This is a genomic window from Spirillospora sp. NPDC048911 (assembly GCF_043198015.1).
Taxonomy (GTDB): domain Bacteria; phylum Actinomycetota; class Actinomycetes; order Streptosporangiales; family Streptosporangiaceae; genus Spirillospora.
Window position 1 is genome coordinate 34,220 of sequence record NZ_JBICUD010000001.1, and the last position, 24,973, is coordinate 59,192.

Here is a 24,973-nt window from a genome sequence, read left to right on the forward strand (position 1 = left end):
GGAGCACGGCCATGCCCGCGCTGCCTCTGCTCATCGACACCGACACCGGCTCCGACGACGCGGTCGCCCTGCTGCTGGCCACCGCCAGCGGCCTGGGGGACGTCCGGGCGGTGACCACGGTGGCGGGCAACGTGCCGCTGGAGACCGGCACCCGCAACGCGCTGATCTCCCTGCAGACCGCCGGACGCCGGGACATCCCCGTGCATCCCGGCTGCCACCGCCCGATGGTGCGCACTCTGTCCAGCGCCCAGCACGTTCACGGCCAGGACGGCATGGGAGACATCGGCCTGCCCGACCCCGTCGCGGCCCCGCACGACACTCACGCGGTCGAGGTCCTGCTGTCGCTGCCGCGGCTCTACCCGGACGAACTCACCCTGGTCACCCTCGCCCCGCTGACGAACATCGCCGCCGCCCTGCTGCGCGATCCCTCGCTGCTGTCGCGGTTCCGGCACGTCTACTGCATGGCCGGCGCCGCCGACTTCGCGGGCAACGTCTCCCCCACCGCCGAGTTCAACGTCTGGGCCGATCCCGAGGCCGCCCGCGTCGTCGCCCAGGCCGCCACCCCGGACAAGGTGACGTGGATCGGCTGGGACGTCTCCCGCCGGGACGCGGTGATGACCCCGGCCGACCAGCAGCGCTTGGAGCGGATAGGCACCCCCATGGCGACCTTCGCCCATCGCATCAACCGCGTCGTCGCCGACTGGGCCCGGGACGTCACCGGCCTGGCCGGCTACGACCTGCCCGATCCGATCGCCATGGCCGTCGCCCTCCGGCCCGGCCTGGTCGTCGAGCGGGAACAGGTGCACGTCGACATCGCCCTGGACGCCCAGACTCGCGGACAGATGATCATCGACCGGCGGCTGACCGCTCCGCCGCCCAACCTCACTCTCGTCCGCCGCGTGGACGAGACCGGATTCAAGAACCTGCTCTTCGACACCGTCTCCAACGCCGTCACCCTGTGACCGCTGTCACTACCGCGGCATCCCGCACCAGAACGCGGTCGGCTCTGCGGGCGGCTCTGCGGTCAGGTCCAGGTGGCCTGCCAGGTTTTGGGGCCTACCACGCCGTCCACTTCCAGGGATTTCTCGGTCTGGAATTGGCGGCATACCTTTTCTGACTCCGGGCCGTAGGCGCCGTCCACTGTCAGGCGCTTGCCTCGGTCTTGCATGCGTTGCTGCCACGTTCTGACGTCTTCGCCGGTCATGATCGGGGGCTGGGTCAGGTAGCGGCCTGGCCAGGCCGGCGTGGAGGAGCCGGTCGCGTAGTCGGGGTAGCCATAGCCTGCTATCCCGGAGCGGCGGATCCTGCGGCGGACCTGGTCTTCTGTGTTGCCTTCGATGGTGACGATCGAGTCGGCGCGGACGGCTTCGACGATTCCCACGTGGTCGATGGCGGGGATGTTGTGCGAGCCGCCCCAGTCGTAGAACACGATCGCGCCCTTGCGCGGCTCCTTCCCCCAGCGTCCGTGGTCCTTGAACCACTGGGCGTGGAAGGGCGTGTACGCGAACTTCCCGATCGCCTTGGCCGCGCCGGCGCGGGCCGCGCACCACGAGACGAACATGTCGCACCAAGGCCCGTCGCCGATGCCGTACCACTGCGTGTACTTGTTGTGGTTCGAGCCGGCCGGGTGTTCGCCCTCGCCCAGCTCGCCGCGGGCCATGGCCAGCACGTGGTCGGCTGAGCCCTGCGTGATGGCGGTCAGGCTCTCGACGGTGCTGCCCGGGGTCTGCGGAACGTCCTGCGGACCGTCTTCGGGGTGGGTTCTGGCCTTCTCGAACGGCTCGGGCTGTTCAGGCATGCGTCCTCCAATGCGCTCATCCGGAGGGGCGTTCCAGGCAGTTCCAGCGGTGTGGAACGGGCTGGAACGCCATTCGGTTGAGAGCCCGGCGACAGGCCCGGGACGGCGAATGGAGCTTCCTTGAGCATTGACGACCAGCCCACGGAGCAAGGAATCACGCAACCGCCGCCGCCGGTGCCGCCCGCGGTGTCGATCGGCCTGCCCAGCAACCCGGTGGCCGGCATCCCGACGACCATCTCGCTGTTCGTCGACCGCGGCACCAGCTGGCGGCTCAAGCCGCCGAACACGTGGGAGGCGGTGCCCGCGGTGAGTTTCAAGGAGCTGGTGCTCTCCATTCCGGGGCTCACCGAGATCCGGGACCACCGGTCGTCGGTCAACAACGGCCGGAGCGACTACTCGGTCACGTTCCCCGGCCCCGGCACCTGCCAGGTCTCGGGCTGGGGCATCACCACCGGGGACTCCCAGGTCAACGCCCCCGGCCCGCGGAACATCACGGTCAACGCGCCCGGCCCGCCCGCGTTCTCGCTGGCGCAACCGGGCAATTCGCAGGTCGTCGACGTGGGGCCCGGCGGTGGTCAGGTCACCGTGGACCTGACCAGCGGGGGCGACCAGGTCTATCCGTGGACGGTCGCCATCACGTGTGACGGCATGACGACCAGCGAGCAGTACAGCGGTACCCACTACGCCAAGTCGGTGCACATCGCCCCGACGCCGCTCGGGCCCCGGCCCATCACGGTGAAGTGCACCGATCCCCGGGGGCAGTCGACCACCCAGACCCGGTCGATCACGGTGCACGACGGGGCGCCGCCCACGGTGACGCTGGATCCGTTCCCCAACCCGCAGACCGTCGGCGGGCTGCCGTTCGACTTCGTCGTGACCGGGCGGACGCCCGGCGCGCAGTCCGGGGTCACCAAGGTCGAGTACAGCGTCGTCAACGGCCCGAGCGGCGTGGCGCAGAACACCGCGCCGAGCGGCGACTGGTCGACGTGGAAGGCGACGGTGAGCCTGCCCACGACCGGCACCTACTCGTTCAACGTCACCGCCACCGACACGCGCGGCAGCACCTCCTCGGTGATGTCGTCGATCACCTTGCAGCTGTAGGCGGGGGCTCCAGTGACCTCATTCCGGGATCGGGTGCTGTTGCAGCTGAGCGACCCGGCCGCGCTCGGCGCCCTGCTGCGGCCCGCCGGGGACACCGGCCACCAGCTGGTCAACACCGTGCTGGCGGCGGCCTACGACCTGTCGGCGGTGCGGATCGACCAGGTCACGGACGTGGCGGTGGACGAGCTGGAGCTGCAGCGCCCGCTGTTCCGCACGGACCGGCTGGTGGGCAGCTGGACGCGGAGCGTGCCCAGCTACACCCGCACCGAGCTCGACCTGGACCGGGCGGGATCGCGGGATCCCGCCTGGATCGACGTCCTGGCCCGGCTCCGGATCACCGTGGTCGCCGAGATCGACCCGGCCGGCGCCGAGTCCGTCGCCGCCGTGCCGGTCGAGGGCTTCACGACGCTGGAGCAGTTCCGGCAGCTCGTTCCGTTCCTCGACCTGGACGCGTTCATGGCCGAGCACGGCCTCACGACCGTGGCGGACCTGCGGAACGCCTTCCACTACCTGTCCACGACGGTGCGCCTGCGCGCCGCCGAGCCGTTCGATCCGGACGATCCGGCGAACGTGCACGTGCTGAAGGTCGCGCTGGCCGCGGTGGCGGTCGACCCGTTCGACCTCGCCGCCGGGCTGCGGGCCGCGCGGCTGATCCGGGAAACCGGGCGGACGTCGGGCGGCCCGGCCGCCGGCGGGCTGCCGGCGGAGTCCACCGCCTCGTTCGCGCCGGCCGCCGTGTTCGCCGCCACCGGACCCGCCGACAACGGGACCACCGCCGCCGCGGTCGTGCGGCTGTTCGCCAAGGCGGGCGTGGCGGCGCTCTTCCTGACCACCGGCTGAGGAGACCCAGATGACCCGGCAGAACAAGGACACCGCCCCGGCCGCCCCCTCGTCGGGCGACCGCGACACCGACTCGCGCGACCGCGACGCCGACGGCACCGAAACCGCGGCGGACGCCGACACGACCGCCACCGGCACCGGCGCGACCACCGGCACCGCGGCGGGCGCCGTCGCTGAGGATCACGACGGCCCAGGTGAGCAGGGGGCCGTCCTGTCCCACCGGGAGCTGGAACGCCTGCGTGCCCGGCTCGCCCGCAAGTACCACTGACCCGCTGAGATTGAGAGGGACGATGACCTTCCGCTATATCCGAGTGAACTCGGTGGTCGACCTGTTCGCGCCGGCCGTCCGGGCGTTCGGCAACATCGCCGTGGTCGGCAAGATCACGCCGCCGCCCCAGAATCCACCGGCCGATCTGGCCCAGGTGAACGTCCCGATCGACTTCACCGATCCCGCCGAGGCGCTGCGCCGTGCGCCGGGCGACCTCGGCCAGGCCATCGCGCTCGCCTTCGCGCAGTCGCCCAGCCCGTCGCTGGTGACCGGCGTCCGGGTGAACGAGACGGCGCCCGTCTTCGGCACCGCGCTCGACGTGGTCGCGGGCCTGGACGTCCAGCTCGTCGTCCTCGCCAACACGCCGCTGAACGCCACCACCGGCAAGGTGGACGCCCCGGAGGGCGCGCTGGTCACCCTGGCCAAGCATGTCGCCGCGGTGTCCGAGACCGGTGGCGAGGGCAGGCAGCGGATGGGCGTGGCCATGCTGCCCAAGGACTCCGCCGACCCGGCCCCGGTGACCGGCGTGCTCGCCAACGACCGGATGGTCTACGTGGCGCACCGCAGCACGCAGGACGCCGCCGCGGCGGTGGCGGGCACCATCGGCGGGTACGAGCCGCACATCTCGCTGCTGCTCAAGCCGGTCAACATCACCAGTCCCTCGTTCAGCCAGGCGCAGATCGAGGCGCTGAACGGGTCGGAGAACTTCGAGTCCGGACCGGCCGGCCGGGGCGTCAACTGGCTGACCAGCCCGTCCATCATTCCGGGCAACGGGGTGTTCCTGGGCGAGGGCTACACCGGCAACCCGGGCGGCAAGAAGTACATCGACGCCCAGCGCGTCATCGACAAGATCAACTTCGATCTGAACGCGCAGCTGATCAAGACGATCGGCAACGTGCGGATCAGCCGGTCGGGGCTGCGCGCGCTGATCGCCCAGACCGAGGCGATCCTCGCCCCGCTGGTGCAGCGCGACATCCTGAACGGCTTCGAGGTGGTCGTCCCGCTCCTGGCGCTGCTGGACAAGGATCCGGCGACGCTCACCGCCACGCAGGCCCAGCAGATCCACAACGCCGAGGTCCAGCGCGTGATCCAGGTCCTGGTCGCGGTCCACTACGCCGGTGCCATCCACCGGCTGTCCGTCACGTTCAAGTTCGACTAGGGGGAGACGCGCGATGCCGGACTGGAACACACGGCTCGAAGTGAAGCTCGGGGACGCCACGATCACTCCGATCTCCAGCTTCACGCCGACCTTCAACGTGCCCCACACCGTGCTGCACAGCATCGAGGCCGACAACGTCGGCTTCGTCCGCCAGCCGTTCACCTTCACGTTCACGATGGCGGTGCCGGCGGTGGCCACGGCGGTGGCCGATCTCGCCGAACTGGCCACCAGCGGCACCGAGTTCGCGGTGGTGGTGGCCGAGAAGCAGGGCACCGACTGGGCGTTCAACTCCATCAAGTTCGCCCGCTGCGTGGTCGTCTCGGCCAATCCGAGCAACGTGGTGGTGGACGGCGTCCCCCAGGCCAGCTTCAACTGCCTGGCCCTGGACGTCGGGTTGGAGGCGTAGGCCCATGGAACGCAATCCCAGCGAACCCGGCCCCACAGAACTCAGCCCCAGCGAAGAACACACGACCCCGGAAGGCCACGGCACCGTGCTCAACTACCACTTTCCGGTCGAGGTGCATGCCGTGGGAGCCCTCTCCGAGAGCGAGCGGGCCGAGCTGGCCGAAGCCGTCTACGACCGGCTCGCCCGGGAACTCGCCGGCCGGCTCTGACACGCGGAGGCGGACATGACGGTCACGACGAACGTTCCGGTGCTGGTGGGGCCGGTGCCGCTGCTCTACGTGCAGAGCATGACGGTCATGGAGGGCTTCGAGATCGAGCGCATCAACGGCAGCCGGTTCCTGCACGCCACCCGGCCCACCCGGAAGCAGATCGGCATCGAGGCCATGCTGATCGGCCCAAGGCGGCTGGCGGTGAAGAAGTCGCTGGAGGCGCTGGCGCTCGTCTCCCGGGAACTGCTGCGGGAGGAGCTGCCGGCCAGCGTCCCGGTGGTGTCCGGGCTGACGATCAGCCTGGACATGCAGATCACGGAGCTGAACTTCACGCAGAGCGTGGCCCGGCGGGACGCGCTGGACGTGTCGATCTCGCTGATCGAGGTGCCCCGGGCGGGCCTCGCCGCGCTCGTCGGCCAGGCGGCGGAGCTGGCCGTGGCGGCCGGCACCGCGCTGGTGCCCGGCGCGGTGCCGCCCAACCCCATCTCCCGCACCGTGCTCGACGCGTTCTAGCCCGTACCGAAACGAGAGGAGAGCCATGACGACGGCGCGCAGCTTCCGCCGGTTGCCGATCGACGCCGACGAGGGATTCCCGCAGGCGTTCCGGCTCGCGTTCGCCGGCCGCGAGTACCAGTTCCGGCTGTACGCGAACGTCGCCGAGGAGATCGTGCGGGCCGCCCGCGACAAGCCGCAGGAGCAGCGGAAGCCGCTCGACCTGCCGGCGGACAAGGCGTTCCTCGTCCTGGCGGTGGACCGGGAGGAGCCCGGCGGGCCGGTGCCGATCCTGCGCCGCAAGCTGGTCCCCGGTGTCGAGTACCTGGCCGCGGAGCTCGCGCTGACCTTCCGCACGCTCAGGCTCGATCTGCGCAACCTCAACGCGGCCGGGGCGTTCGGCTCCGAGGTGGCCGGTGGGGTGGCGCCGCGATGAGCTTCGTCCTCTGGTACAAGGTCGAGATCGATGTGGCCGGCGCGGCCTCGCCGGGCGGCGCGTTCGGGCTGCCGGTCACGGTGTCCAACGACGTGCTCACCGGCGGCACGGTCGCCGACGCGGACATCACCGTGACGATGGCCGAGGGGGCGCGGGCCGATCTCTTCGAGGTCGGCCTGATCAACCTGCCGGGACGGCTGACCGAGCTGCTGCAGACCGCGCACGCGGCCCGTCCGCTCAACGCGACCGTCCACCTCGGCTACTTCGGCGACCCGGCGGTCAGGACGGACGCCGGCCGGGTGCTGGTCGGCCGGATCATGGCGGTGACCGGCGGCGTCGGTGCCGACGGCCTGTCCCGTACCGTGCTCAGCGGCCAGGAGGAGGGCGGGTATCTGCTGCGCGGCACTCCGGCCGTGCTGGACAGCGCGGCCGGTGGCAAGGCCCTCGACCTGGCCGAGGCGCTGGCCGCCGCGGCGGGCGTACCGCTGGCCGACGGTTCCGCCCTGGACGGGGAGCTGCCGGACTTCACGGTGCGGGCCGGATCCACGCTGGACGCGCTCGGAGCGCTGGCGGCCCGCGCGGACACGACGCTCGTGGTCCGCGACCGCAAGGTCTACCTCGGCCGGGCGGTCGGCCCGCCCACCGACCCGGCGCCGATCGTTCTCAACCCGGACACCAATCTCGTCTCCCTCACCAGTTCCACCGTGGAGGACACCGCGGCGCGGCCTGCCTTCCCACCGCCCACAGCGGAAGGCGTTCCCCTGTTCGAGGTCGCGCCGCGGCCCACGGTCCGCACGACGGTGGAGGCGACGGTGCTCGGCCATCCCCGGCTGCGGGCCGGCCAGGTGGTCACCACGACGGGGCTGTCCGGCGTGCCGGCGGGGCCGCTGCGCATCGCCCGGGTCGAGCACGCCTTCCGGGTCGACGCCGGCTACACCGCGCGGCTCTGCCTCATCGCGGCCGGTCCCGGCGAACGGGCCCGGGTCTCGACGGGCGCCCAGAGCGTCGTGGACCGCTGGCACGACCTGGTGGACCGCGGGCACGACGACCGTCCGGCGATCGACATGGGCGAGGTGACCGCGTACGCGCCCGGCGCCGACGGCAAACACCTCGCGTCCCTGCACTACGGGCAGACGTCCGGCCCCGAGGTGACCACCGCCAGCGTGGACGCCCCGATAGGCACCGACGTCGACCTGCACGGCAAGCCGATCGCGTCGGCCTTCGCGTTCCACCGCACCGGGCTGATGACCCCGGTGTATCCGAAGATGCGCGCCGTACTGGCGCACAACCGCGGCCAGGTCGACGACGCCGTCGTCACCGGCTTCCTGTGGCCGGACAACCCGGCCCGGCTGCGCCCGGCCAACCAGCCCGGCGACTACTGGCTGGCGCTGCCCACCGAGCTGGGTGAGGACGGGCTGCCGCGCGGCAAGGGCGTCAACGACCTGATCGACGCCGCCGGGCACCGGGTCGTCCAGGCGGCCGCCCTGCACGTGCTGGTCGGCACCGACAGCCTTCCCGAGGTGGGCACCAGGCCCGATCCGCCCACCGACGACTCGATCACCATCGACCACCAGAGCGGAACGACGATCACAGTGAACTCCCAAGGCGCCGTCACGATCAGCACCTCCGGCAAGCCCATCACGCTGACCAACGGCTCCGTCGAGCTCACGCTCGACGGCTCCACGGTGGCGGTGTCGTGATGGCCCCCGTGCTCACCGAGGCGGAGACCATCACCTGCTCGCACCAGGGCACCGTGGTCGCCAAGATCCACTCACGCGCGCTCGTCGTGGCCGGCGCGGCGGTCCTGACGAAGGCCGACCTGCAGGAGGCCCGGATCGACGGCTGCAAGCCCCCGCCGTCCGTACCGCCGTGCGCGAGCGTGCTCACGATCGACGACGGCGTCAGCGGCAAGCTCTTCCGCGGCGGCGACGATCCGGTGCTGCTGGTGAACGCGAAGGGCACCACCAACTCCGGCACCTGGCAGGCCGTCGGGCCCGGCCAGACGAAACTGGAGGCGCAATGACCAGCGCGTTCGGCCGCGGCCTGCTGCTCGACGACGGCGACCTGGTCATGGAGCAGCGCCGGCTCCGGGAGGTCGAGGGCCCGGCCAACCTCGGCCAGGCGCTGACGCTGCGGGTGCTCACGCCGTTCGGATCCGACCCGTTCAACACGACGTACGGGCTGGACATCGGCGCCGCCTTCACCCAGGCCAACTCCGTCTCGGTGGTGAAGCAGCTGGTGCAGCTCAACCTGGTCCAGACCCTGGGCACCGACCCGCGGGTCCGCGACATCCGGCAGGTGGTCTTCGACGACGACCCCCGCCGCGTCCGGGCGTGGACCGTCCGGGTCGAACTGGAGACGGTGGCGGGCGATCCGCTGACGCTGCTGCTGGACGTGGGGGTGTGAACGGCCATGACTGACTTCGGCGTGACCGATGACGGGTTCGTGCTCAAACCGGTCGACCAGATCCTCTCCGAGTCGTTCGACCGCGCCCGCGCCCTCTTCGGCGACATCGACCTGACCGAGACGAGCCCGCTGCGCAAGATCCTGGAGACGACCGCGGCCGAGGACGGCGAGTTGTGGAAGCGGATGGAGGACCTCTACTACGGCAACTTCGTCTCCACCGCGTTCGGCGACAACCTCGACCTGCTCGGCACGGACGTCGGGCTGGCACGACGTCAGCTCGCCAGCACAGGTGCCGTCCAGCTCACCTTGAGCGACGCGGCGCCGGGCCGGCAGTACGTCGTCCCGGCCGGCGCCATCCTCGTCACCGCGCCGCCGGTGAAGGCGTTCGGCACGACCGCGGCGGTGACGCTGGACGCGGCCCACCCGACGGCCACCGTGGACGTGGTCGCCTTCGAACCCGGACCCGGCGGGGACGTCCCGAAGTCCACGATCACCGCGATCGACCCCACCTACCGCGCGATCTTCCTGGCCGACCTCGGCACCGCCAAGCTGGCGGTGACCAACCCGCAGCCGGCCTCCGGCGGCACCAAGACCGAGGGCGACGACACCTACCGTGCCCGGCTGGCCGGGCTGGCCCGCAACATGTGGACGGTGGAGTCGGTGGCGCAGGCCGCGTTCGGCGTCAGCGGGGTCCTCGACGTGGTGCTGTCCGACCCGCGCGGCGGCGTGGACGTCTCGCAGAGCTACTTCGGCACGTTCCTGTTCGACCAGCGCGCGTTCAGCTCCGAGGCCCGGCGGATCGGCGAGCCGTACTTCTTCACCGTGCTGGTGGCGCACGAGTTCCGTGCGCCCTGGCGCACGATCGGGCCGGTGCAGGGCATCTTCGAGCGGGTCACCGCGGCGGTGGACGCGGTCCGGCCGGTCGGCATCCATCCCAACATCGTGGAGGCCGAGCATGTCGCGATCGGCGTCCGGGCGACCGTGGTGGTCGAGTCCGGCTCCGACGGCGCCGCGCTGCTGGCGTCCATCCGGCAGCGGCTGGCGGGTGACATCAGCGCGCAGCGGCTCGGCGGCGACGTCCGGTACGCGCGGGTGGTCCGGGCGTTCATGGAACAGCCCGGGGTGATCGACGTGCAGCAGCTGCATCTGCGCCGTACCCCGCCCGCGTTCGGCCGGATCACCTTCGCCGACGTGCCGCGGCAGAGCGCGGTGGTGGAGGCGCCGGTGGGCGAGAACCTGGCGATGTCGCCGACCGAGCTGGCCGTCTTCGCGCCGGGCGGGGACGCCCTCGACATCAGATTGGTGACGGCATGAGCGACGTTCTGGCGGCCACCCGGATGGGCGAGCGACTGACGACACCGTTCGAGCGGGGCGCCGACACGCTGGCGTTGCAGCTCGTCCCGGGCGGCGACACCGGGACGGCCGACGTCGCGCCGTACGACTTCAGCGACCACCAGGCGCGGTTCGGCCGGACACCGGAGCCCGCCTACGTGCTGGCCACCGCGCAGGACCTGACGGCCGCCGCCACGGTGACGGTGACCTTCACCCAGCCGAACGGAACGACGGCGACCGTCGTCGTGCCCTTCGCGGCCGGAACGCCCGCCGGGACCTCCGCCGTGCTGGCCATCCCGGTCTCGGCGCAGGTACGGGTGACGAGGCTCCGCGTCGCACCGGCCCCGCCGGCCGGTACCGCGGCCGAGCTCTGGCAGGTGACCGCGCTGCTCGGCACCACGGCCAAGGTGCTGTGGGTGATCGGCGGCGAGCGCGACCAGCTGCGCGGCAGGCTCGCCCGGGTCGTCGCCCAGCGGCACCTTCCCACGGCGACCGGCCGCAGCCTCGACCTGATCGGCACCGACCTGGGAGTGCCGAGGTTCCCGCCGCTGCCGCACGGGTTCGACGACGGGACGGTCGCGCTCTACCACCTGGACGACAGCCCGGCCAACGGAACGCTGGCGGCGCAGGACGTGACCGGGCAGTATCCCGGGCGCACCGGGCACAACGGCACCACGAAGGGGACGGTGCTGTCCGGCGTCCCCGGGCGGTACGGGACCGCGTTCGGGTTCGACTCGGCGGACGCGGCGGTGGAGGTCGCCAACGACGCCGCGTTCGACATCGCGGCGGGCAGCAGTGCCACGGTGGAGTGCTTCGTACGTCCGGACGCGGCCACGGGCGAGGGCCAGGTGCTGTTCAAGCACCCCGCTCCCGGTGGCAATGGGGCCGGCTGGGCATTGTCGGTCGGCGACTTCGGGCGCGGCGTGCCCCGCAACGTCAAGCTGCTGGTCAGCGACGGGACGCTGGCCCCGATCACGCTGTTCGCCGACCTGAGCCTGCCCGCGGACGCCTTCACCCACCTGGCCGGCGTCCTGGACGGCACCGCGAAGGTGCTCCGGCTGTACGTCGACGGCGTGCTGCGCGCCAGCGCGCCCACCGGCCCGCTCGGCATCGTGCGCAACACCGCGCCGCTGCGCGTCGGCCCGGGCGGCAGCGCCCTGCGCGGGGTGATCGACGAGGTACGGATCTCGGCCGTGGCACGCACGGACTTCGCGCCCGTGCTCGGCGAGGCCGACGAGCACTACCGGCGGCGCTTGAAGGTCTTCCGGCGCTGGACCCTGCCCACCCCGGCCAATCTGACCGCGCTGCTCAACGAGCTGGTCGGCAAGATCGGCAATCTGGCCGATCCGCTGGTGGTGCAGGACGCGAACGCGCCGCTCGTCCGCGGCACGCGGCTGGTGCGCGTCCGGCCGGTCGAGCTGACTGAGGGCGAGTCCATGGACGCCGCCGGGCGGCGCGGCGTGGACGAGATCGAGACGGTCGGCGCCGCGGCGGACGAGGAGACGTTCGACACGGCGTTCCTCTTCCGCTACGACCGGCCGGAGGTCGACTTCACCGTCCCGCCGCCCCGCGACCTCGCGCCCGGCGAGCCGCCGCCCGATCCGCACCTGGTGCAGATCAGCCTGGTCGCGTCGCTGAACCGGCTGGTCACCCTGGCGGCGGCCGAACCGGGTCCGGCGGGCCGGCTGCGGATCAGCGCCGCGTTCGATCCGCGCGCCGCCGACCTGCGCGCCACCGGCCGCGCCGCGCTGCTCGGGCACAGCCGCCTCACGCCCGGGCGGCTGGCCGCGCTGGCCCACCGGGCCGGGTTCGGCTTCGTGTGCGTGCGGGAGAGCGCCGAGCCCGACGGTGCCCGGGTGTACGTGGCCAACGCGCTCGCGGACTACTTCGCCGTCGACCTGGCCCCGGCTCCGGCCGGGCCCGCCGATCTGGACGCCGGCTCGACGGTCACCCTGTCGCTGCGTCCGGCGCCGCCCGCCGACTCGGTGCTGCGCTGGGTGACGGTACCGAGCGGGCCCGGACGCGGCACGCTGACCACGACCGGCGCGCAGGGCAGTCCCACCTCGGTGACCAGGCTCCAGGCCACCGCGCCCGGCAACGTGATCGTGCAGGCGGAGGTGACGATCGGCAGGCACACCGTGTCGGCGAGCCGGCCGCTGCGGATCGGGCTGGCCGACCTGCCCGCCGGCCAGACGATCGCCGCCGACGGGACGCTCGGCGCGTCCACCGCCGTGGTGAGCGACCCGTTCGAGTTCTTCGACCCGCGGTTCCTCTTCCCGCACAACGACCAGCGGGTGGACTACGGCACCGACGCGAACAACCACCTGATGCAGCCAGCGCTGGCGCAACTGCTGGACGCGCTGCTGGCCGAGCTGGCCCGGCGCGGGATCAATGGCCAGCTCAAGGTGACCACGGCGCTCCAAGGAGACCCAGAGTTCGGCCAGCACGGCCGGATGTTGTTGCTGCGCCACACCACGCTCTCGCTCGGCGCACTGGCCGGTCTGGCGTACGCGGTCGGGTTCGGCCACGTCTCGCGCTCGGCCACCGACGTGACCGTACGCCAGAAGCCGGGCGAGCTCGTCCAGGTGTTCGGGCCGTCCGGCACCGAAGGCGGGCTCGTCATGGAGCTGGACGAGGGAGCGACATTGCCGATCTCTGTTCTGCCCGTGCTCTCCGATCAAGAGCCGCCCGTACCGCCGAGCGTCGGCAAGGTGCGGCTCGGCTGGGCCAGCAGCGCCTTCGACTCCGCCAGCGGCGGGCGGGCCACGCTCGGCAACCCCCAGCAGCAGAACACCACGCTGCGCGGTGAGTCGGCGGGGCTGGTCTGGGTGCAGGCCAGCTACCTGCTCGGCGACCTGCCCGCGCCGCACACCTTCCGGGTCGGGCTCCGGCAGGAGCTGAACAACCCCGGCACGGTCATCTCCAAGGACCAGTACGACCTGATCCTCAACATCCTGCACGCCCTGCATCCGGCCGGCATCGAGGTCGACACCCAGGTCATCCGGGACCACACGGTCGAGGTGCGCGGCAACCTCGCCGAGGTCAACCCCGTCTTCACGTTCCCCAAGTTCCGCGTGCGCAGCGTGCTGCCACCTCAGCGAAGGAGCACTCCTCGTGGCTAGCTTCAGCTACATCCCCCGGTTCCACCACCCCGCCTTCCACGACCACATCGACCTGGTCACGGCGGACGGCTCCGGCGGCTTCAACATCCGGTTCGACACGATCGAGAGCGATCTGAAGGCCCTGACGCCGCTGATCAACGACATGGGCACTGCGATCGACGCCCTCAACGCCCGGGTGCCGCCCCTGCCGCCGACCGCCACCCAGTCGTTCACCCCGACCCTGCAACCCCTCGGGACCGGCACCCCGTGGATCTTGCAGTCGTCGGGCAACGCCGTGGCGCCCACCACCGGCGGCCCCAGCGGCGTGCTGATCCTGAACCTGCCCGACCGCGTCCGGATGACCTCGATCCGGATCCGCGGCAAGGGCACGCCGCCGCCCGGCCAGAACGCCGCGTTCTTCCTCATCCGGACCTCGGTCGCCGACGGCACCACCCAGACCGTGGTGCAGTTCGACACCGGCACCGTCCCGTTCGGCACCGCACAGGCGCTGCCGAACACGGCGATCAGCGTGGTCGATCTCGCGAACTTCCGGTACTCCTTCACGGCGAACAGCGGAGCGACGCCCGCCAACTCGACCGACCCGGTGACCCTGTTCTCCGCCCAGATCACCTACAACAACCCCTGACCCGCCCACAAAGCCAGCCCATAAGCCGAAGCCCTCCCTCCAGGCCAGAACTGGAGGGAGGGCTTCGTGGTCGGGCCGACCCTCCTCAGGGCTTGACGGCGGTGACCAGGACGTCCTTCACGACCTTCACGTCCTTGAATCCCGCCGCCTCCAGGGCCTTGGCACAGGCGGCGGCGTCCGCATTCCCGCCCTGCCAGCTGTACTCGAACCGGCCGCCGCTGCGCAGGGCACGGAACGCGCCCGGCGCGGCCTCGTTCCAGTTGACGACCCCGGGCGGCATCCGGTGGCCCGTCACGCGGTCGAGGCTGCCCGGCTCGAACAGCTCGCCGATCTTCGAGCCGTCGGCCTCCACATGGTTGGGGATGCCCTTGCGAGGGACCGTCTGGTCGTTGATGTTGATCGCGTGTTGCGGCTCGTGCGAGGCGCCCGCTCCGCCGATGTTGGCGACGACCTCGTCCCCGGCGTCACGAGCGGCCTTCGCCAGCGCCCGCGCCCGGACGGCCGGGTCCACGGCCACCGGCGCGGATTCCGGCGGCGCCTTGGGCGGCGCGGGCTCCGGCGGCGCCTGGGGCGGTGCGGATTCCGGCGGCGCCTTGGGCGGCGCGGGCTCGGGGGTGGACGGTGTCTTGCCGCCGGAACTACTGCCCCGGAACCCTCCGCCGCCGGGGAGCAGGCGAACGAAGACGCGGAGAGCACCACCGAGGATCGCGCCGACGATCATGCCGTTGCGCAGATCGCGGAAGCCCTCTTCGTACTCGCGTGCCGTCTCCCGGACCTGCGCGTTCACTCCCATGATCAGCGCGTAGGTCCCCGGGGCGGTCGCCGGCGAGAACCACGTCGGCAGGATGACCCCGGTCTTGTCCCGGTAGAACGCCACGGCTCTGTCGTAGTTGGCCAGGACGGCCAGGTCGTGGTGCTCTGCCGCGAGCGCTCTCGCCGCCGCCTCGGTGGGCTGCACATCGATGACCGGCAGGGACTTCGATGTCTTGGTCCAGTCGATGTCGTCGTTATGGACGACCTTCCGGCCGCCCTTCCATACGAGTATGTAGCGGTCCGCGTAGATGAGCCTGCACTGGACCTCATCGATGGCCTTGTCGATGTACCGCGGGTCGTCCTGCGGGTCCCTGGACTTCGAGTAGGTGACCTCGACCGTATTCGCTCGCGTGCGCAGACGATCCGTCAGCATCGAGCGGGTCGCGGTCGAAAGGCGTTGGCGGAATGCCTCGGCGAGCCGGTCCGATGGCTTGGGATTCTCCAGCCGAGCGAGCAGTTCCTTGGCCTTTCCGGGCGCCAGCCCGTCGAAGAGCACGATAAGCCGGTCGATCCGCCGACGTTGCGCCACAGAGTCCTGCGGACCGACCGGGGTATTGAGGGCAGTGAGGATTTCCGCCTCGGCATCACCGCTCGGTGCGGCGCGGGTGACCGGCCCGAGCTGCTGGTCCTGCGGGCCGAAACGTTGCAATGGCGGGGTCCCGTGCGCCGGGTGGATCGTCGCGCCCGGGGCGGCGTTTCCCGTGGCCCGCTTGATCGCGGCCGCCAGGGTCGCGTTGAGCTTCCGCCGTTCCATGGCCGACAGGTCCTCGGACATACCGATGTCGCCTGGCAATTGGTAATAACGCCGCACCGGGCCGCCGGTCATGGCGAATCACCCAGATCGAGGAAGGGAAGAATGGCGACGGCGTGCGTTCGGAGAAAGGCCCGGAGGACGCTCTTCGGCATGATGTTGAAGTGGACGTGCAGGATGTACGGCGCCGGGCCGTGGTGGAAGCTGCCTTCCTGCTCCGGGGTCGCGTTCCGTGGCTGGCCACCGCCGGAGAAGTAGATCCGCCGCACGCCGACGCGGCGGTTCACCTCGTTGGCCACGCTCGCGTCGTTGTAGAACGCCATCCACTCGATGTCCGTCGCCTGGGCCGCCCGCTCGACGGCCTGGAAGAACCCGACCGTCTCGTCGCGTCCGTAGAAGCCGTCGTTCTGAATGGCTATCGGCAGGCTCGCGTCGAACGAGTACTTTCCGATGTGGTCCACGTTCCCCACGAAGGGGTTGGCCCTTTCATGGCCACGATAGTTCTGAGCGACCACCGGTCTTCCCCACTCTCGTTGCACGGCCGCCATGAGTCTGGCAACGGACGGCGAGAACCCGGGTGAGTTCGGATCCTGTTGGAACAGCGCGGGGAAGGCCGTCGCGGGAAGCGTTCCCTCCACCCACTCGGGCAGCCCGAAGATGCGGATCGGCCGTTCTTCGGTGAAGAAGGCGAGCTCGTTCTCGGCCAGCACGAGGTACCGGTCGGCAGCTTGATCGACGTCCCTCATCCATTCTTGTTGGATGGTGCGTCGTAGCTCTTCCACGCGTGCGTCGATATCCGCAGGTGCGGCCTTGATCAGATCCTTCTCCGCGTCCCTCAGCTTGGCGAGATGGAAATCGCGGACGGTGTAGGCCTGGCGCCGGTACGACCGCGTCTTGCGCACTTGAAGGATGTAGTTCACCGAGTTCGCGAACCTCTTGCGCCAGTAGTCCGCCCAGTATTGGGCGTCGGCGTCACGCCTGCCGCGGCGATGCGTCCGGTGCCACTCCTCCGCCTGCTCGGCGAGGCGCTGCAAGGCGTCCCGGATGCGTGGCTGCCGCCAGAGGTCGATCGGGTCGATCTCGGGGACGGTGTCGCGCTGCTGCCGGCGATCCCCCGGAACGATCGGAGTGGGCGGCTTCGGAGGCGGATTCCTCCGTGCTTCTCGCAACGCCTCCTCGATCACCGGATCCCGTTGAGGAGTCAGTGGCCCGCTCGGCCCCAGCGCCTTGATGAAGGCGACACCTCTGCTGTCGCGCTCTGGAGCATCGACGCGTGGCTCTGCGAAGGCGGCATCTTGCCCTGCGAACGTGGCGTCAGAGAAGACCTTGGCAGCGGTTACACGGAGGCCGCGTCCGGGGGTCGGGGGCATGCCCACGGCATCGTCCGGCTGAGCTCCCGGAGCCGCCGCCTCGAACACCGCTTCGTCCTGCGCCGCACCGCCCGGTCCAACGGCCACATGTGGTCTGACCTCAGGCCGTTCGACCGCGGCCGCGAAGGCGTCGCCGAGCGCCGCGGCGACGGCGGCCTCGGCTCGCTCCGTGCCGGACGGGAACGCGGGGACCGGTAGTCCCCCCATGACACCGGTCCCCGCGAGCTCATCGTCCGGCAGCTCGGCGACGTTCAGCCGGTAGCGCTCGGCGAGCAGCCGTTCGGCCTGATGAAGCCGGGCCCGCACCGCGCGCGCCAGCGTGCCGCCGAGCGCGGCGAGCTGGTCGTCGGTCAGCGTCCCGGTGATCCGTACGGTCAGCGGGACGCCGCAGTCGATCCGCACGGCCGGCTCCGGCTGCTTCGGGGGGCGACTCCGCTCGATCAAAGCCGCCCCCCTCCCGGTGTTCCTCAGTGCGGACCCACTTGAGAGGCGTTCCATCCCGTTCCACGCCGTTCCACGCTCGGCGGCGCTTGACGGCGGCCCAATCCGGTTGAACCCTCAAGTAGTAGCGTCCGTGTCCCAATAAACACGTTCACAGAGAGCTGGCAGACGGGGGTTTGGCCGGTGACAGTGTCATGGGAACAGGAGCAGCGCCTCACGGCGGAGGAAGACGACGTCGAGGGGCTGCTGCTCGCCGGGGAGCGGGCCCTGCTGGTGGACGGCGACCTGCGGGCCAGCCGGGAATGGTTTCACGCCGCGCACCGCGAGGCCGCGCACCGCGCGAACGGCCCCGCGATGGGACGGGCGGCCCTGGGGCTCGGCGGGCTGCGGCTGCACGAGCACAGGACGACGCTGGAGGCGGCGGCGATCCGGGTGCGCCAGCGGGAGGCGCTCCGCCGCATCGATCCGCAGTCGGTGCTGGCGCTGCGGCTGCGCATCAGGCTGGCCGGCGAGGAGGACTACCGGACGGGCGGTCACGCGGCGGCGCTCGCCCTGGTCGAGGAGGCGCGCGACGCCGGGGATCCGGTGCCGCTGGCCGAGGCGCTGACCCTGGCCCACCTGTGCGTCATGGGGCCCGAGCACGGCGCGCTCCGGCTCCGGCTCGCCCAGGAGCTCATCGACGAGGCGGCCGGTACCGGTCGCCACTTCGATCTGCTGATGGGCTTGCTCTGGCAGACCGTCGACCTGTTCCTGGCGGGCGAGCCGCACGCGCTGCGCCGCATGGAGGAGCTGCGCGGCCTGCTGGCTGCGAGCGATCACCGCATGGTGGGCTACGCCTTCCGCGCGATGGAGGTGATGGTCGCCATCCGGGCCGGCCGGTTCGAGGAGGCCGAGGCCCTGGCGGCCGACTGCGCGGAGCGGGGCGCCGCGGCCGGGGACGTGAACAGCACCGGCTGGTACGCCGGGCAGCTCGGCACCCTCCGCTGGTACCAGGGTCGCGTCGGCGAGTTCGCCCCGCGGTTCGCGGAGCTGGTCGACTCCGCGGAGATGAGCGTGATCGACTTCTCCAGCGTCGCCGGGCTGGCGCTCGCCGCGGCCACCGCCGGGGACACGCGGGTGGCGGCGGGCGCCCTGGCCCGCCTCCGCGGCCGGGACCTGGCCGACCTGCCCCGGTCGAGCAGCTGGCTGCTCACGATGTACTGCGTGGTGGAGACCGCGTACCTCCTGCAGGACGCCGAGACGGCCGAGCGCGCCTACGCCCTGCTCACCCCGTACGCCCAGCTGCCCGTGGTCGCCAGCCTCGCGATCACCTGCATGGGCTCCGTCCAGCACAGCCTGGGGCTGGCCGCGCTGACCGCCGGCGACGTGGACCGCGCGATCACGCACCTGGACGAGGCCGTCAGCGCCAACCTGGCGCTCGGCCACTGGCCCGCCGTCACCCTGTCGCGGATGCGGCTCGGCCAGGCGCTCGCCTGCCGCGACGGCGCGCACGACGAGACGGCCCGGCGGGAACTCGCGCTCGCCGCCCAGGAGGCGGCGGCGATGGGCATGCGGTTGCCCGTCGCACCGGACGAACCCGCCCCGGTCACGGCCGAGCGGGACACCGCCGCGCACTGCGTACGGCATGGGCGCCACTGGCGGATCACGCTGGGCGGCCGGACGGTCCAGGTCGAGGACTGCGTGGGCATGCGCCATCTGGCGGTGCTCCTGGCGAATCCGGGGACCGACATCGCCGCCATCGACCTCGCCGCCGGAGCGGAGACACCGCTGCCCGGCGACTCGGCCCAGCCGATCCTCGACGACCAGGCCAAACGCCAGTACCGGCAGCGGCTGGACCAGCTCCAGGCCGACATCGACGAGTACGAGCTGGCCGGGGACACCGTACGCGCCACGGCCGCCACCACCGAACGCGACTGGCTGGTCGCCGAGCTGGCCGCCACCGCCGGGCTGGCCGGGCGAACGCGGCGGTTCGCCGACGGGGCCGAACGCGCCCGCATCGCCGTGGGCAAGGCCATCCGGCGTGCCCTGGACCGGGTCGCCGCCGCCGACCCGGACCTCGGCGCCGAACTGCGCGCCGCCGTCCAGACCGGCCGGCACTGCTGCTACCGGCCGGCCTGACGCTGGTGGGCCGCAACGCCCCCGTGTGCTGCGGCCCACCACTGTCAAAGACGGGATCGAACCGGCGAAAAATACGTCCCCGCCTCGGATCACAGCAGGAAGAGTCACCGGATCGCCCCAGAGTTCACCCCAGGGACTTCCCTGGGGTGAACCCTCGCGAGCCAGGACGGCGGCATGGACGAGCCGCCAGAGTGTCCAATGGCATGGTGACGTCATGAGGTGACGAGCCATCATGCGTCCAGGACCCAGGGAGAACCCCGGGCCCGCGCTGGTTCTCCCTAGGGCTCTCCCTGTCGCGGCCTGGCGCGGCCGCCGCGCATGCTTTGGGCAGATCTGCCGCTCAGAGCATTCGGGGAGGCCTTGTGAACAGGCCTGTGATTCTGGCGACGACCTTGTTGCTGGTCGGCCTGGCGTACGCCGGGTGCGGCGACGGGGGCGACACTCCGGCGCCGCCGTCCTCGTCATCCGTGCCGGTGACGACACCTCCGACTTCGCCCGTACCACCGGACCCGTCTCCGCCGAGCACGTCACCCGCGACGGAGTCTCCTTCGACGCCCGGCACCTCGGGCTCGCTGCCTGCGGGGATGGTCGGCACCTGGGAGAGCAGCGAGGGGAACGCGACGATCGTCTACCGCTTCTCCTCTGACGGCGGCTACGCCAACGTCTCCATCCTCACGCAGCCCCGCAAGGGCGGTCTCTTCGAGTTCCGCATCCAGGTCAGAGGCACCGCCGAGGTCGACGGCGACCAGCTCACCCTCCGGCCGGTCGCGGGAACGCACACGCTCAAGGATCCCGACGATCCGAGCCGCAGCTACACCCGGGCCGCGCGCAAGGAGATCGAGAACTACACGTGGTCGCTCTCCGGATCCGTCCTCACCATGACGGGCTCCGACGGCAACACGATCACCTACGACCGGCAATGACCGCACTCGCGACGGCCCGCCGGGCGGCCCGCGCGGTGGGCCGCCGGGCGGGCCGGATCGTGCGGTCGGGGTCACGCGTCGCGCGGGCGAACTGGCGCCAGCTCGTGGTGACGGGACTCATCGCGCTCGGGGTCGCGGCGAGCGCGATCCTCACCGGGCAGGCGACCGGCGAGTGGCAGAGCATGACCCGGCAGGAGACGAAGCGCTCGGCGGCGGCCGTCGAGGACATCACCTTCGTCTACGGCGCCGAGGCGCCGCAGGCGGTGCGGGTCGCCGTCGCGGAGGCGCGCGCCGGATGGCTCGAACTGGACGCCGGCATGCGCGGCGACGACGGGGCGCTCGAACGGATCGAGGCGGCCTCCGAACGGCAGTACGTCTGGCAACTGCGATTCGCGGAGAAGGGCAAGGGCACGTTGCTCGACGGGGACGCCTACCGTCGCGCGGACGGCTCCTACGACATCCAGCGCCGGCTCGCGGCCACGCGGGCGGCGAACCCCGAGCTGGTCCGGCTGGACCCGGACGAGGCCCTCCGCACCGGTGATCGCAAGGCTCGATGGGCGGCGCTCTGCGCGACGGTCGCCGTTCCGCTGCTCGCCTACTACTACCTGATGCAGCTCCTGCCGCGGCGACGGAGCCGGAACGGCGAGAACGCCGAAGGCGACCGGCGCGAAGAGCACGGCGACGAGGGCGACGGCGACGGCGACGGCGACGGTGCAAGCGGCGGCGGGGAAGAGGAGCTGGACGAGATCCCGCCCATGCCGGCTTCCCGTGACGCCCATCGGCGGCTGATGTGGCTCACGAACATCGCCTGGATCCTGTTCACGGTGCTCGTCGCTCCCCAGCTCTACTTCGGCAACCAGGAACAACGCGCCCAGGCGCTGGCGGCGCGCGAGGGCACCCGCGTCACCGCGGAGATCCAGGCCAGCGGCGCGCTGGACGCGTTCCAACGGGAAAGCCGGCGACTCGTCCTGACGCACGACCTCAAGGCCGCCACCCGCGAGTACGTCAATCTCGACACCCAGGACGCGGTGCTCGCGGCTCAGCAGGAGGCCCTCGCGCACGCGGACCGGGACAGCGGCGCGAAGCTCGGGCAGATCGTCGCCGCGATGAGCAGGGCACCCGGCCCCGAGGACGGCGTCGATCCGGTGACGCGGGCGCTCATCGGGGCCTCGCCCGCCGAGTGGAAGGCCGGCCTGCGCCGCCAGGGCGAGCAGCTCGCCGCCGCCGACAAGGCGTCGGGGCGCAACAACCACATGACCGTGGCCATTCTCTTCGCCGGTCTGGCGTTCAGCATCAGCGCGCTGGCCATGCTCCGGGCCCGCACGGCCGGGCCCAAGGCCGGTCTGCTGGCGGCGGGGACGGCCGTGCTGCTGGCGGCCTCGGTACTCACCATCGTTCGCGCGGCGCTGCCGTGAGGTATCAGACGGCGGCTCCGCGCGCTCTTTCCGTACATCGGCAGCACGGTCGGCAGAGGGGGCTCGGAGATGGATCGATCGCGGTCCTACAGGCCGTTGTCAGTGGATGACATCGTGAAGGTCGCGGTCCACCCGGACCGGCGGCCCTCCCATGAAGCAGAGGTCATCGCGTTCTCCTATCACCGGCTGGCGCTCGACCTGGCCCGCCACCTGGGGCGCGACGTCAACAACTGGTACTGCTACGCGGTGTGGGCGTCCAAGGCCGTCTCCGAGAACCTCGACCTGTCGCCCGGGTCGTGCTTCCTGGGCGATGTGGCGGCACGGCTGAACGTGCCGGTCTGGCTTCGGAGGCCGTTCCGGCGCGTGTTCCTCGCTCTGCTGGGGCCCAGCTATCCGCTGGCGCTCGCGTTGGCCAACCGTGCGATCTTCCTGGAGATGGGCAGCCTCGCCGCCGAGCTCTGGGACGCGGACGACGACTACCTGATCCGCGTCGACGAGACCGGGGACTTCGTCCGGCGGCCGGAGTTCCTGTCGGCCCTGCTCGCGCCCGCGGAGGAGGAGTTCCTCGACGCGGTCGTGCGGCTGTTCACCAAGGCCAGGAACGCCACCGGCCCGGAGAGGGCGGAGTTCGTCCTCGGGGCCAACATCGCGCTGGTCGCCTACGAGCAGCAACGTGCGCAGCGGCTGCTGGAGCTGGTCCTGAACCGGCCTCCGCGGTGGTTGCTGCAAGGTTCGTGGCGCTGGTTGTGGTGCGCGCTGAGGCGACGCCCGTTCCACCGGCTCGCGATCTACACCGCGCCGCACGCGGAGCTGGCCTGGCCCGCGCGCAAGGCCGAGCGGTGGTGGGTGCGGTTCTACACGAGCCGGCTGATGGTGATGCGCACCCCGGTCGGCAGGATCCAGCTCGGCAGGCCGCTTCCCCCGCCGAAGGGCGCGGCTCCCGAGACGGTCTGGGCACCGATCCAGGACCTGGAGGTGCGCGAGCTCGTCGACCGGTTCCTGCCCTCGGACTTCGACCGGGCGACGGCAGGTGTCGGCAACTGGCTGAGCTTCGACGACCGGATGCGGTTCATCGTCGCGTACTTCCGGATGTACGCGAACGTGCCGGAGCTCTTCGATCCCCCGTTCACCTCGGACAAGCTGGACGAACTCGAGGCGGAGATGGACGAGGGCCACGTCCCCGAGCCCTATCAGGAGTGGCTGCAGAAGGAGAACGCGCGGCGGGCGGCGGCCGGACGCGGTGTCCGGGGACTGATCGCCCGTCAGCGCTACCGGTCGCCGTTCCGTTCCGACCCCGACGCGGCGGCGCTGGCCGGATTCGACCTGACCGGGTGCGTCCACCGGCGCACGCTCAGACCGGAGGCCGGGCCCGAAGCCCTGCTGTGCTGCGGGATCGACGGCGAACTGTGCGGAGACGCCGGTGGACGCTGCGGGAGGCAGGCTTGAGGTGCCCGTCAGTCGAGGAGAGCGCGTCAGTCCAGAAGATCCGGGGTGACGCCGCGTTCGGTGAGCAGGCCCCGGAGCCGCGTCAGGCACCGGGCGCGGGACGGGCCGATGCTCCCGATCGGGCGGCCGAGCTCCCGTGCCAGGTCGACGTAGTGCAGCTCGGGCCGTTCGGCGAGCATCGTGAGCAGCTGGCGTTGCCGGGGCGGAAGCTCGGCGGCGGCCTCGGCGACGGCGACGCTCAGCCAGGCGCCGTCCAGCCGGCGGTCGACGGACGCCATGCCCGCGTCGGCGTCGGGCCGGTCGACGGCGTCGAGGTCGTCGGTGCTGATCTCTTTGGACCGTCTCAGGAGTTTCATCGACTCTCGAATGGCGATGGTCGTCAACCATCCTCCCAGCCGTTTCTCCTGTTCCAGCCGGTGCAGGTTCTGCAATGCCAGCAGCCACGTCGTCTGGATCACATCCTGCGCGTCTTCGTTACCGAGCCGGAAGCGCCTGATCCGGGAACGCAGCATCCCGCTGTAGTTCTCCACCAAACGCCGCCACGCGTCACCATCGCCATTGCGGGCCGCCGAAACCAGCGCGATCACTTCGTGGTCCCAGTCCTCGGCCAGTGAGGTCGTCATGCGAAGACGATCCGGCCGGAGCGGCGGCGGCGCAGTTCGCGCGGGCACACCGGCGCTGTCATCCAGAGCACAGCCTTAAAGAGAGGCGGAAATACCGTGGCAGGTTTAGAGTGCGCGTATGGAAAGGCGCGTGAACAGCGTGCCTGGGATCATTTCTCCCGAGGTCACGCGGCTGATCGTCAAAGTCCTGGCGGAGATCCCGCTGTTCGCCGTTCTCGACGCGGACGGCATCGAGGCCCTGGCGCGGGCCGGGCTCCCGCGCCGGCACGGCGTGGGCCAGATCATCGTCCACCAGGGCGATCCCGGCGACCGCCTCTTCGCCGTCCTCGACGGCCTGGTCAAGGTCGTCTTCGCGACGCCGCACGGGGACGAGGTCGTGCTCGACACACTGGGCAGCGCGGAGACCTTCGGCGAGCTGTCCGTCCTCGACGGGGGGCCGCGCTCGGCGTCGATCGTCGTCGTGGAGACGGCCTGGCTCTTCTCGCTGTCGCGGGCGCAGCTGCTGGCGCTGATGCACGATCACCCGGCGGTGGCGGACGAGTTCCTCCACGGCCTCGGCGCCCTGGTCCGGCGCCTCACCGAACGCACCGCGGACATGGCCTTCCTCGACCTCGGCGGGCGGCTGGCCAAGGTGCTCCTCCATCTCGCCGGCAAGCACGGCGACGCCGGGGGCACGGTCCTCGACCGGGCGTTCACCCAGTCGGATCTCGCCGCGTACGTGGGCGCGTCCCGGCCCGCCGTCAACCGCGCCCTGAGCGCACTCGCCGCCCGCAGGATCATCGAGATCAATGGACGCACCATCGTGCTCCTGAATACCGCGGAGCTCCGTCGCCGCAGCGTGCCGTGACTTTCCTCCGCCATTTCCTTTATCGGCAATAGC

24 protein-coding genes are annotated in these 24,973 nt (G+C 71.4%); 20 read left to right on the plus strand and 4 right to left on the minus strand.

The genetic code is table 11. From position 1 onward, the window contains the following. The first annotated feature begins 11 nt into the window (after window positions 1–11). On the plus strand, window positions 12–962 hold the full coding sequence (locus tag ACGFNU_RS00165; protein WP_392589013.1) for a nucleoside hydrolase: 951 nt from the start codon (window positions 12–14) through the stop codon (window positions 960–962). Between the two features lie 62 nt (window positions 963–1,024). Here ACGFNU_RS00165 and ACGFNU_RS00170 read toward each other — a convergent pair whose 3' ends face one another. Beyond that, entirely contained in the window at window positions 1,025–1,798 is a 774-nt protein-coding gene (locus ACGFNU_RS00170; RefSeq protein ID WP_392589014.1) for a CHAP domain-containing protein, read from the minus strand. Between the two features lie 120 nt (window positions 1,799–1,918). Here ACGFNU_RS00170 and ACGFNU_RS00175 point away from each other — a divergent pair, with 120 nt between their 5' ends. The 14 genes from ACGFNU_RS00175 to ACGFNU_RS00240 are packed head-to-tail and all read left to right on the plus strand — an operon-like array spanning window position 1,919 to window position 14,193. Beyond that, the gene (locus ACGFNU_RS00175; protein ID WP_392589015.1) at window positions 1,919–2,899 is read left to right on the plus strand and encodes a hypothetical protein; all 981 of its coding nucleotides are present in this window, start codon (window positions 1,919–1,921) and stop codon (window positions 2,897–2,899) included. Window positions 2,900–2,911: 12 nt separating this feature from the next. Further along, window positions 2,912–3,739 carry a hypothetical protein gene (locus ACGFNU_RS00180; protein WP_392589016.1) on the plus strand — a complete coding sequence of 276 codons (828 nt, stop codon included), beginning with the start codon at window positions 2,912–2,914 and terminating at the stop codon, window positions 3,737–3,739. A 10-nt stretch (window positions 3,740–3,749) separates the two neighbouring features. Further along, a complete protein-coding gene (locus tag ACGFNU_RS00185) occupies window positions 3,750–4,007 on the plus strand; it encodes a hypothetical protein (protein ID WP_392589017.1) in 258 nt (85 codons plus the stop codon). A gap of 22 nt (window positions 4,008–4,029) precedes the next feature. After that, on the plus strand, window positions 4,030–5,166 hold the full coding sequence (locus ACGFNU_RS00190) for a hypothetical protein (protein WP_392589018.1): 1,137 nt from the start codon (window positions 4,030–4,032) through the stop codon (window positions 5,164–5,166). 13 nt (window positions 5,167–5,179) lie between these two features. After that, entirely contained in the window at window positions 5,180–5,572 is a 393-nt protein-coding gene (locus ACGFNU_RS00195; protein WP_392589019.1) for a hypothetical protein, read from the plus strand. A gap of 4 nt (window positions 5,573–5,576) precedes the next feature. After that, on the plus strand, window positions 5,577–5,780 hold the full coding sequence (locus ACGFNU_RS00200) for a hypothetical protein (RefSeq protein WP_392589020.1): 204 nt from the start codon (window positions 5,577–5,579) through the stop codon (window positions 5,778–5,780). A gap of 15 nt (window positions 5,781–5,795) precedes the next feature. Continuing rightward, window positions 5,796–6,293: a hypothetical protein gene (locus ACGFNU_RS00205; protein ID WP_392589021.1), complete on the plus strand. Its 498-nt coding sequence runs from the start codon at window positions 5,796–5,798 to the stop codon at window positions 6,291–6,293. Window positions 6,294–6,318: 25 nt separating this feature from the next. Then, window positions 6,319–6,708 carry a hypothetical protein gene (locus ACGFNU_RS00210; protein WP_392589022.1) on the plus strand — a complete coding sequence of 130 codons (390 nt, stop codon included), beginning with the start codon at window positions 6,319–6,321 and terminating at the stop codon, window positions 6,706–6,708. Then, window positions 6,705–8,408, plus strand: a complete 1,704-nt coding sequence (locus ACGFNU_RS00215; RefSeq protein WP_392589023.1) for a hypothetical protein — start codon at window positions 6,705–6,707, stop codon at window positions 8,406–8,408. Before ACGFNU_RS00210 ends, ACGFNU_RS00215 begins: the two co-directional genes overlap by 4 nt. Then, on the plus strand, window positions 8,408–8,731 hold the full coding sequence (locus ACGFNU_RS00220; RefSeq protein ID WP_392589024.1) for a hypothetical protein: 324 nt from the start codon (window positions 8,408–8,410) through the stop codon (window positions 8,729–8,731). The genes ACGFNU_RS00215 and ACGFNU_RS00220 overlap by 1 nt, the downstream gene beginning before the upstream one ends. Continuing rightward, window positions 8,728–9,114 (plus strand): hypothetical protein, encoded by a 387-nt coding sequence (locus ACGFNU_RS00225; RefSeq protein ID WP_392589025.1) that lies wholly within the window; start codon window positions 8,728–8,730, stop codon window positions 9,112–9,114. The genes ACGFNU_RS00220 and ACGFNU_RS00225 overlap by 4 nt, the downstream gene beginning before the upstream one ends. A gap of 6 nt (window positions 9,115–9,120) precedes the next feature. Further along, window positions 9,121–10,428: a baseplate J/gp47 family protein gene (locus ACGFNU_RS00230; protein ID WP_392589026.1), complete on the plus strand. Its 1,308-nt coding sequence runs from the start codon at window positions 9,121–9,123 to the stop codon at window positions 10,426–10,428. Then, window positions 10,425–13,568 (plus strand): LamG-like jellyroll fold domain-containing protein, encoded by a 3,144-nt coding sequence (locus ACGFNU_RS00235; protein ID WP_392589027.1) that lies wholly within the window; start codon window positions 10,425–10,427, stop codon window positions 13,566–13,568. The genes ACGFNU_RS00230 and ACGFNU_RS00235 overlap by 4 nt, the downstream gene beginning before the upstream one ends. After that, window positions 13,561–14,193: a hypothetical protein gene (locus ACGFNU_RS00240; RefSeq protein ID WP_392589028.1), complete on the plus strand. Its 633-nt coding sequence runs from the start codon at window positions 13,561–13,563 to the stop codon at window positions 14,191–14,193. Before ACGFNU_RS00235 ends, ACGFNU_RS00240 begins: the two co-directional genes overlap by 8 nt. Before the next feature lie 85 nt (window positions 14,194–14,278). On the opposite strand, the gene ACGFNU_RS00245 is transcribed toward ACGFNU_RS00240, so the two are convergent. Together ACGFNU_RS00245 and ACGFNU_RS00250 are read right to left on the minus strand one after the other, a co-directional pair. Beyond that, window positions 14,279–15,832: a hypothetical protein gene (locus ACGFNU_RS00245; protein ID WP_392589029.1), complete on the minus strand. Its 1,554-nt coding sequence runs from the start codon at window positions 15,830–15,832 to the stop codon at window positions 14,279–14,281. Beyond that, window positions 15,829–17,529 (minus strand): hypothetical protein, encoded by a 1,701-nt coding sequence (locus ACGFNU_RS00250; RefSeq protein ID WP_392589030.1) that lies wholly within the window; start codon window positions 17,527–17,529, stop codon window positions 15,829–15,831. The genes ACGFNU_RS00245 and ACGFNU_RS00250 overlap by 4 nt, the downstream gene beginning before the upstream one ends. 222 nt (window positions 17,530–17,751) lie before the next feature. Here ACGFNU_RS00250 and ACGFNU_RS00255 point away from each other — a divergent pair, with 222 nt between their 5' ends. The 4 genes from ACGFNU_RS00255 (at window position 17,752) to ACGFNU_RS00270 (ending at window position 23,470) form a co-directional block, all read left to right on the plus strand. Then, complete coding sequence (locus ACGFNU_RS00255) at window positions 17,752–19,686, plus strand: hypothetical protein (protein ID WP_392589031.1); 1,935 nt, start codon at window positions 17,752–17,754, stop codon at window positions 19,684–19,686. Between the two features lie 362 nt (window positions 19,687–20,048). Then, window positions 20,049–20,609, plus strand: coding sequence for a hypothetical protein (locus ACGFNU_RS00260; protein ID WP_392589032.1), 561 nt, complete (start codon window positions 20,049–20,051; stop codon window positions 20,607–20,609). Next, complete coding sequence (locus tag ACGFNU_RS00265; RefSeq protein ID WP_392589033.1) at window positions 20,606–22,024, plus strand: hypothetical protein; 1,419 nt, start codon at window positions 20,606–20,608, stop codon at window positions 22,022–22,024. Before ACGFNU_RS00260 ends, ACGFNU_RS00265 begins: the two co-directional genes overlap by 4 nt. 114 nt (window positions 22,025–22,138) lie before the next feature. Beyond that, window positions 22,139–23,470, plus strand: coding sequence for a hypothetical protein (locus ACGFNU_RS00270; protein WP_392589034.1), 1,332 nt, complete (start codon window positions 22,139–22,141; stop codon window positions 23,468–23,470). A 26-nt stretch (window positions 23,471–23,496) separates the two neighbouring features. On the opposite strand, the gene ACGFNU_RS00275 is transcribed toward ACGFNU_RS00270, so the two are convergent. Continuing rightward, window positions 23,497–24,093, minus strand: coding sequence for an RNA polymerase sigma factor (locus ACGFNU_RS00275; RefSeq protein WP_392589035.1), 597 nt, complete (start codon window positions 24,091–24,093; stop codon window positions 23,497–23,499). Between the two features lie 130 nt (window positions 24,094–24,223). Here ACGFNU_RS00275 and ACGFNU_RS00280 point away from each other — a divergent pair, with 130 nt between their 5' ends. Then, complete coding sequence (locus ACGFNU_RS00280; protein ID WP_392589036.1) at window positions 24,224–24,940, plus strand: Crp/Fnr family transcriptional regulator; 717 nt, start codon at window positions 24,224–24,226, stop codon at window positions 24,938–24,940. The last annotated feature ends 33 nt before the right edge of the window (window positions 24,941–24,973 follow it).

Bases quoted from the DNA above. Each gene is read 5' to 3' on its own strand.
- ACGFNU_RS00165 (WP_392589013.1), top strand. From the start codon at position 12: ATGCCCGCGCTGCCTCTGCTCATCGACACCGACACCGGCTCCGACGAC.
- ACGFNU_RS00170 (WP_392589014.1), bottom strand. From the start codon at position 1,798: ATGCCTGAACAGCCCGAGCCGTTCGAGAAGGCCAGAACCCACCCCGAA.
- ACGFNU_RS00185 (WP_392589017.1), top strand. From the start codon at position 3,750: ATGACCCGGCAGAACAAGGACACCGCCCCGGCCGCCCCCTCGTCGGGC.
- ACGFNU_RS00190 (WP_392589018.1), top strand. From the start codon at position 4,030: ATGACCTTCCGCTATATCCGAGTGAACTCGGTGGTCGACCTGTTCGCG.
- ACGFNU_RS00195 (WP_392589019.1), top strand. From the start codon at position 5,180: ATGCCGGACTGGAACACACGGCTCGAAGTGAAGCTCGGGGACGCCACG.
- ACGFNU_RS00200 (WP_392589020.1), top strand. From the start codon at position 5,577: ATGGAACGCAATCCCAGCGAACCCGGCCCCACAGAACTCAGCCCCAGC.
- ACGFNU_RS00205 (WP_392589021.1), top strand. From the start codon at position 5,796: ATGACGGTCACGACGAACGTTCCGGTGCTGGTGGGGCCGGTGCCGCTG.
- ACGFNU_RS00210 (WP_392589022.1), top strand. From the start codon at position 6,319: ATGACGACGGCGCGCAGCTTCCGCCGGTTGCCGATCGACGCCGACGAG.
- ACGFNU_RS00215 (WP_392589023.1), top strand. From the start codon at position 6,705: ATGAGCTTCGTCCTCTGGTACAAGGTCGAGATCGATGTGGCCGGCGCG.
- ACGFNU_RS00220 (WP_392589024.1), top strand. From the start codon at position 8,408: ATGGCCCCCGTGCTCACCGAGGCGGAGACCATCACCTGCTCGCACCAG.
- ACGFNU_RS00225 (WP_392589025.1), top strand. From the start codon at position 8,728: ATGACCAGCGCGTTCGGCCGCGGCCTGCTGCTCGACGACGGCGACCTG.
- ACGFNU_RS00230 (WP_392589026.1), top strand. From the start codon at position 9,121: ATGACTGACTTCGGCGTGACCGATGACGGGTTCGTGCTCAAACCGGTC.
- ACGFNU_RS00235 (WP_392589027.1), top strand. From the start codon at position 10,425: ATGAGCGACGTTCTGGCGGCCACCCGGATGGGCGAGCGACTGACGACA.
- ACGFNU_RS00245 (WP_392589029.1), bottom strand. From the start codon at position 15,832: ATGACCGGCGGCCCGGTGCGGCGTTATTACCAATTGCCAGGCGACATC.
- ACGFNU_RS00265 (WP_392589033.1), top strand. From the start codon at position 20,606: ATGACCGCACTCGCGACGGCCCGCCGGGCGGCCCGCGCGGTGGGCCGC.
- ACGFNU_RS00275 (WP_392589035.1), bottom strand. From the start codon at position 24,093: ATGACGACCTCACTGGCCGAGGACTGGGACCACGAAGTGATCGCGCTG.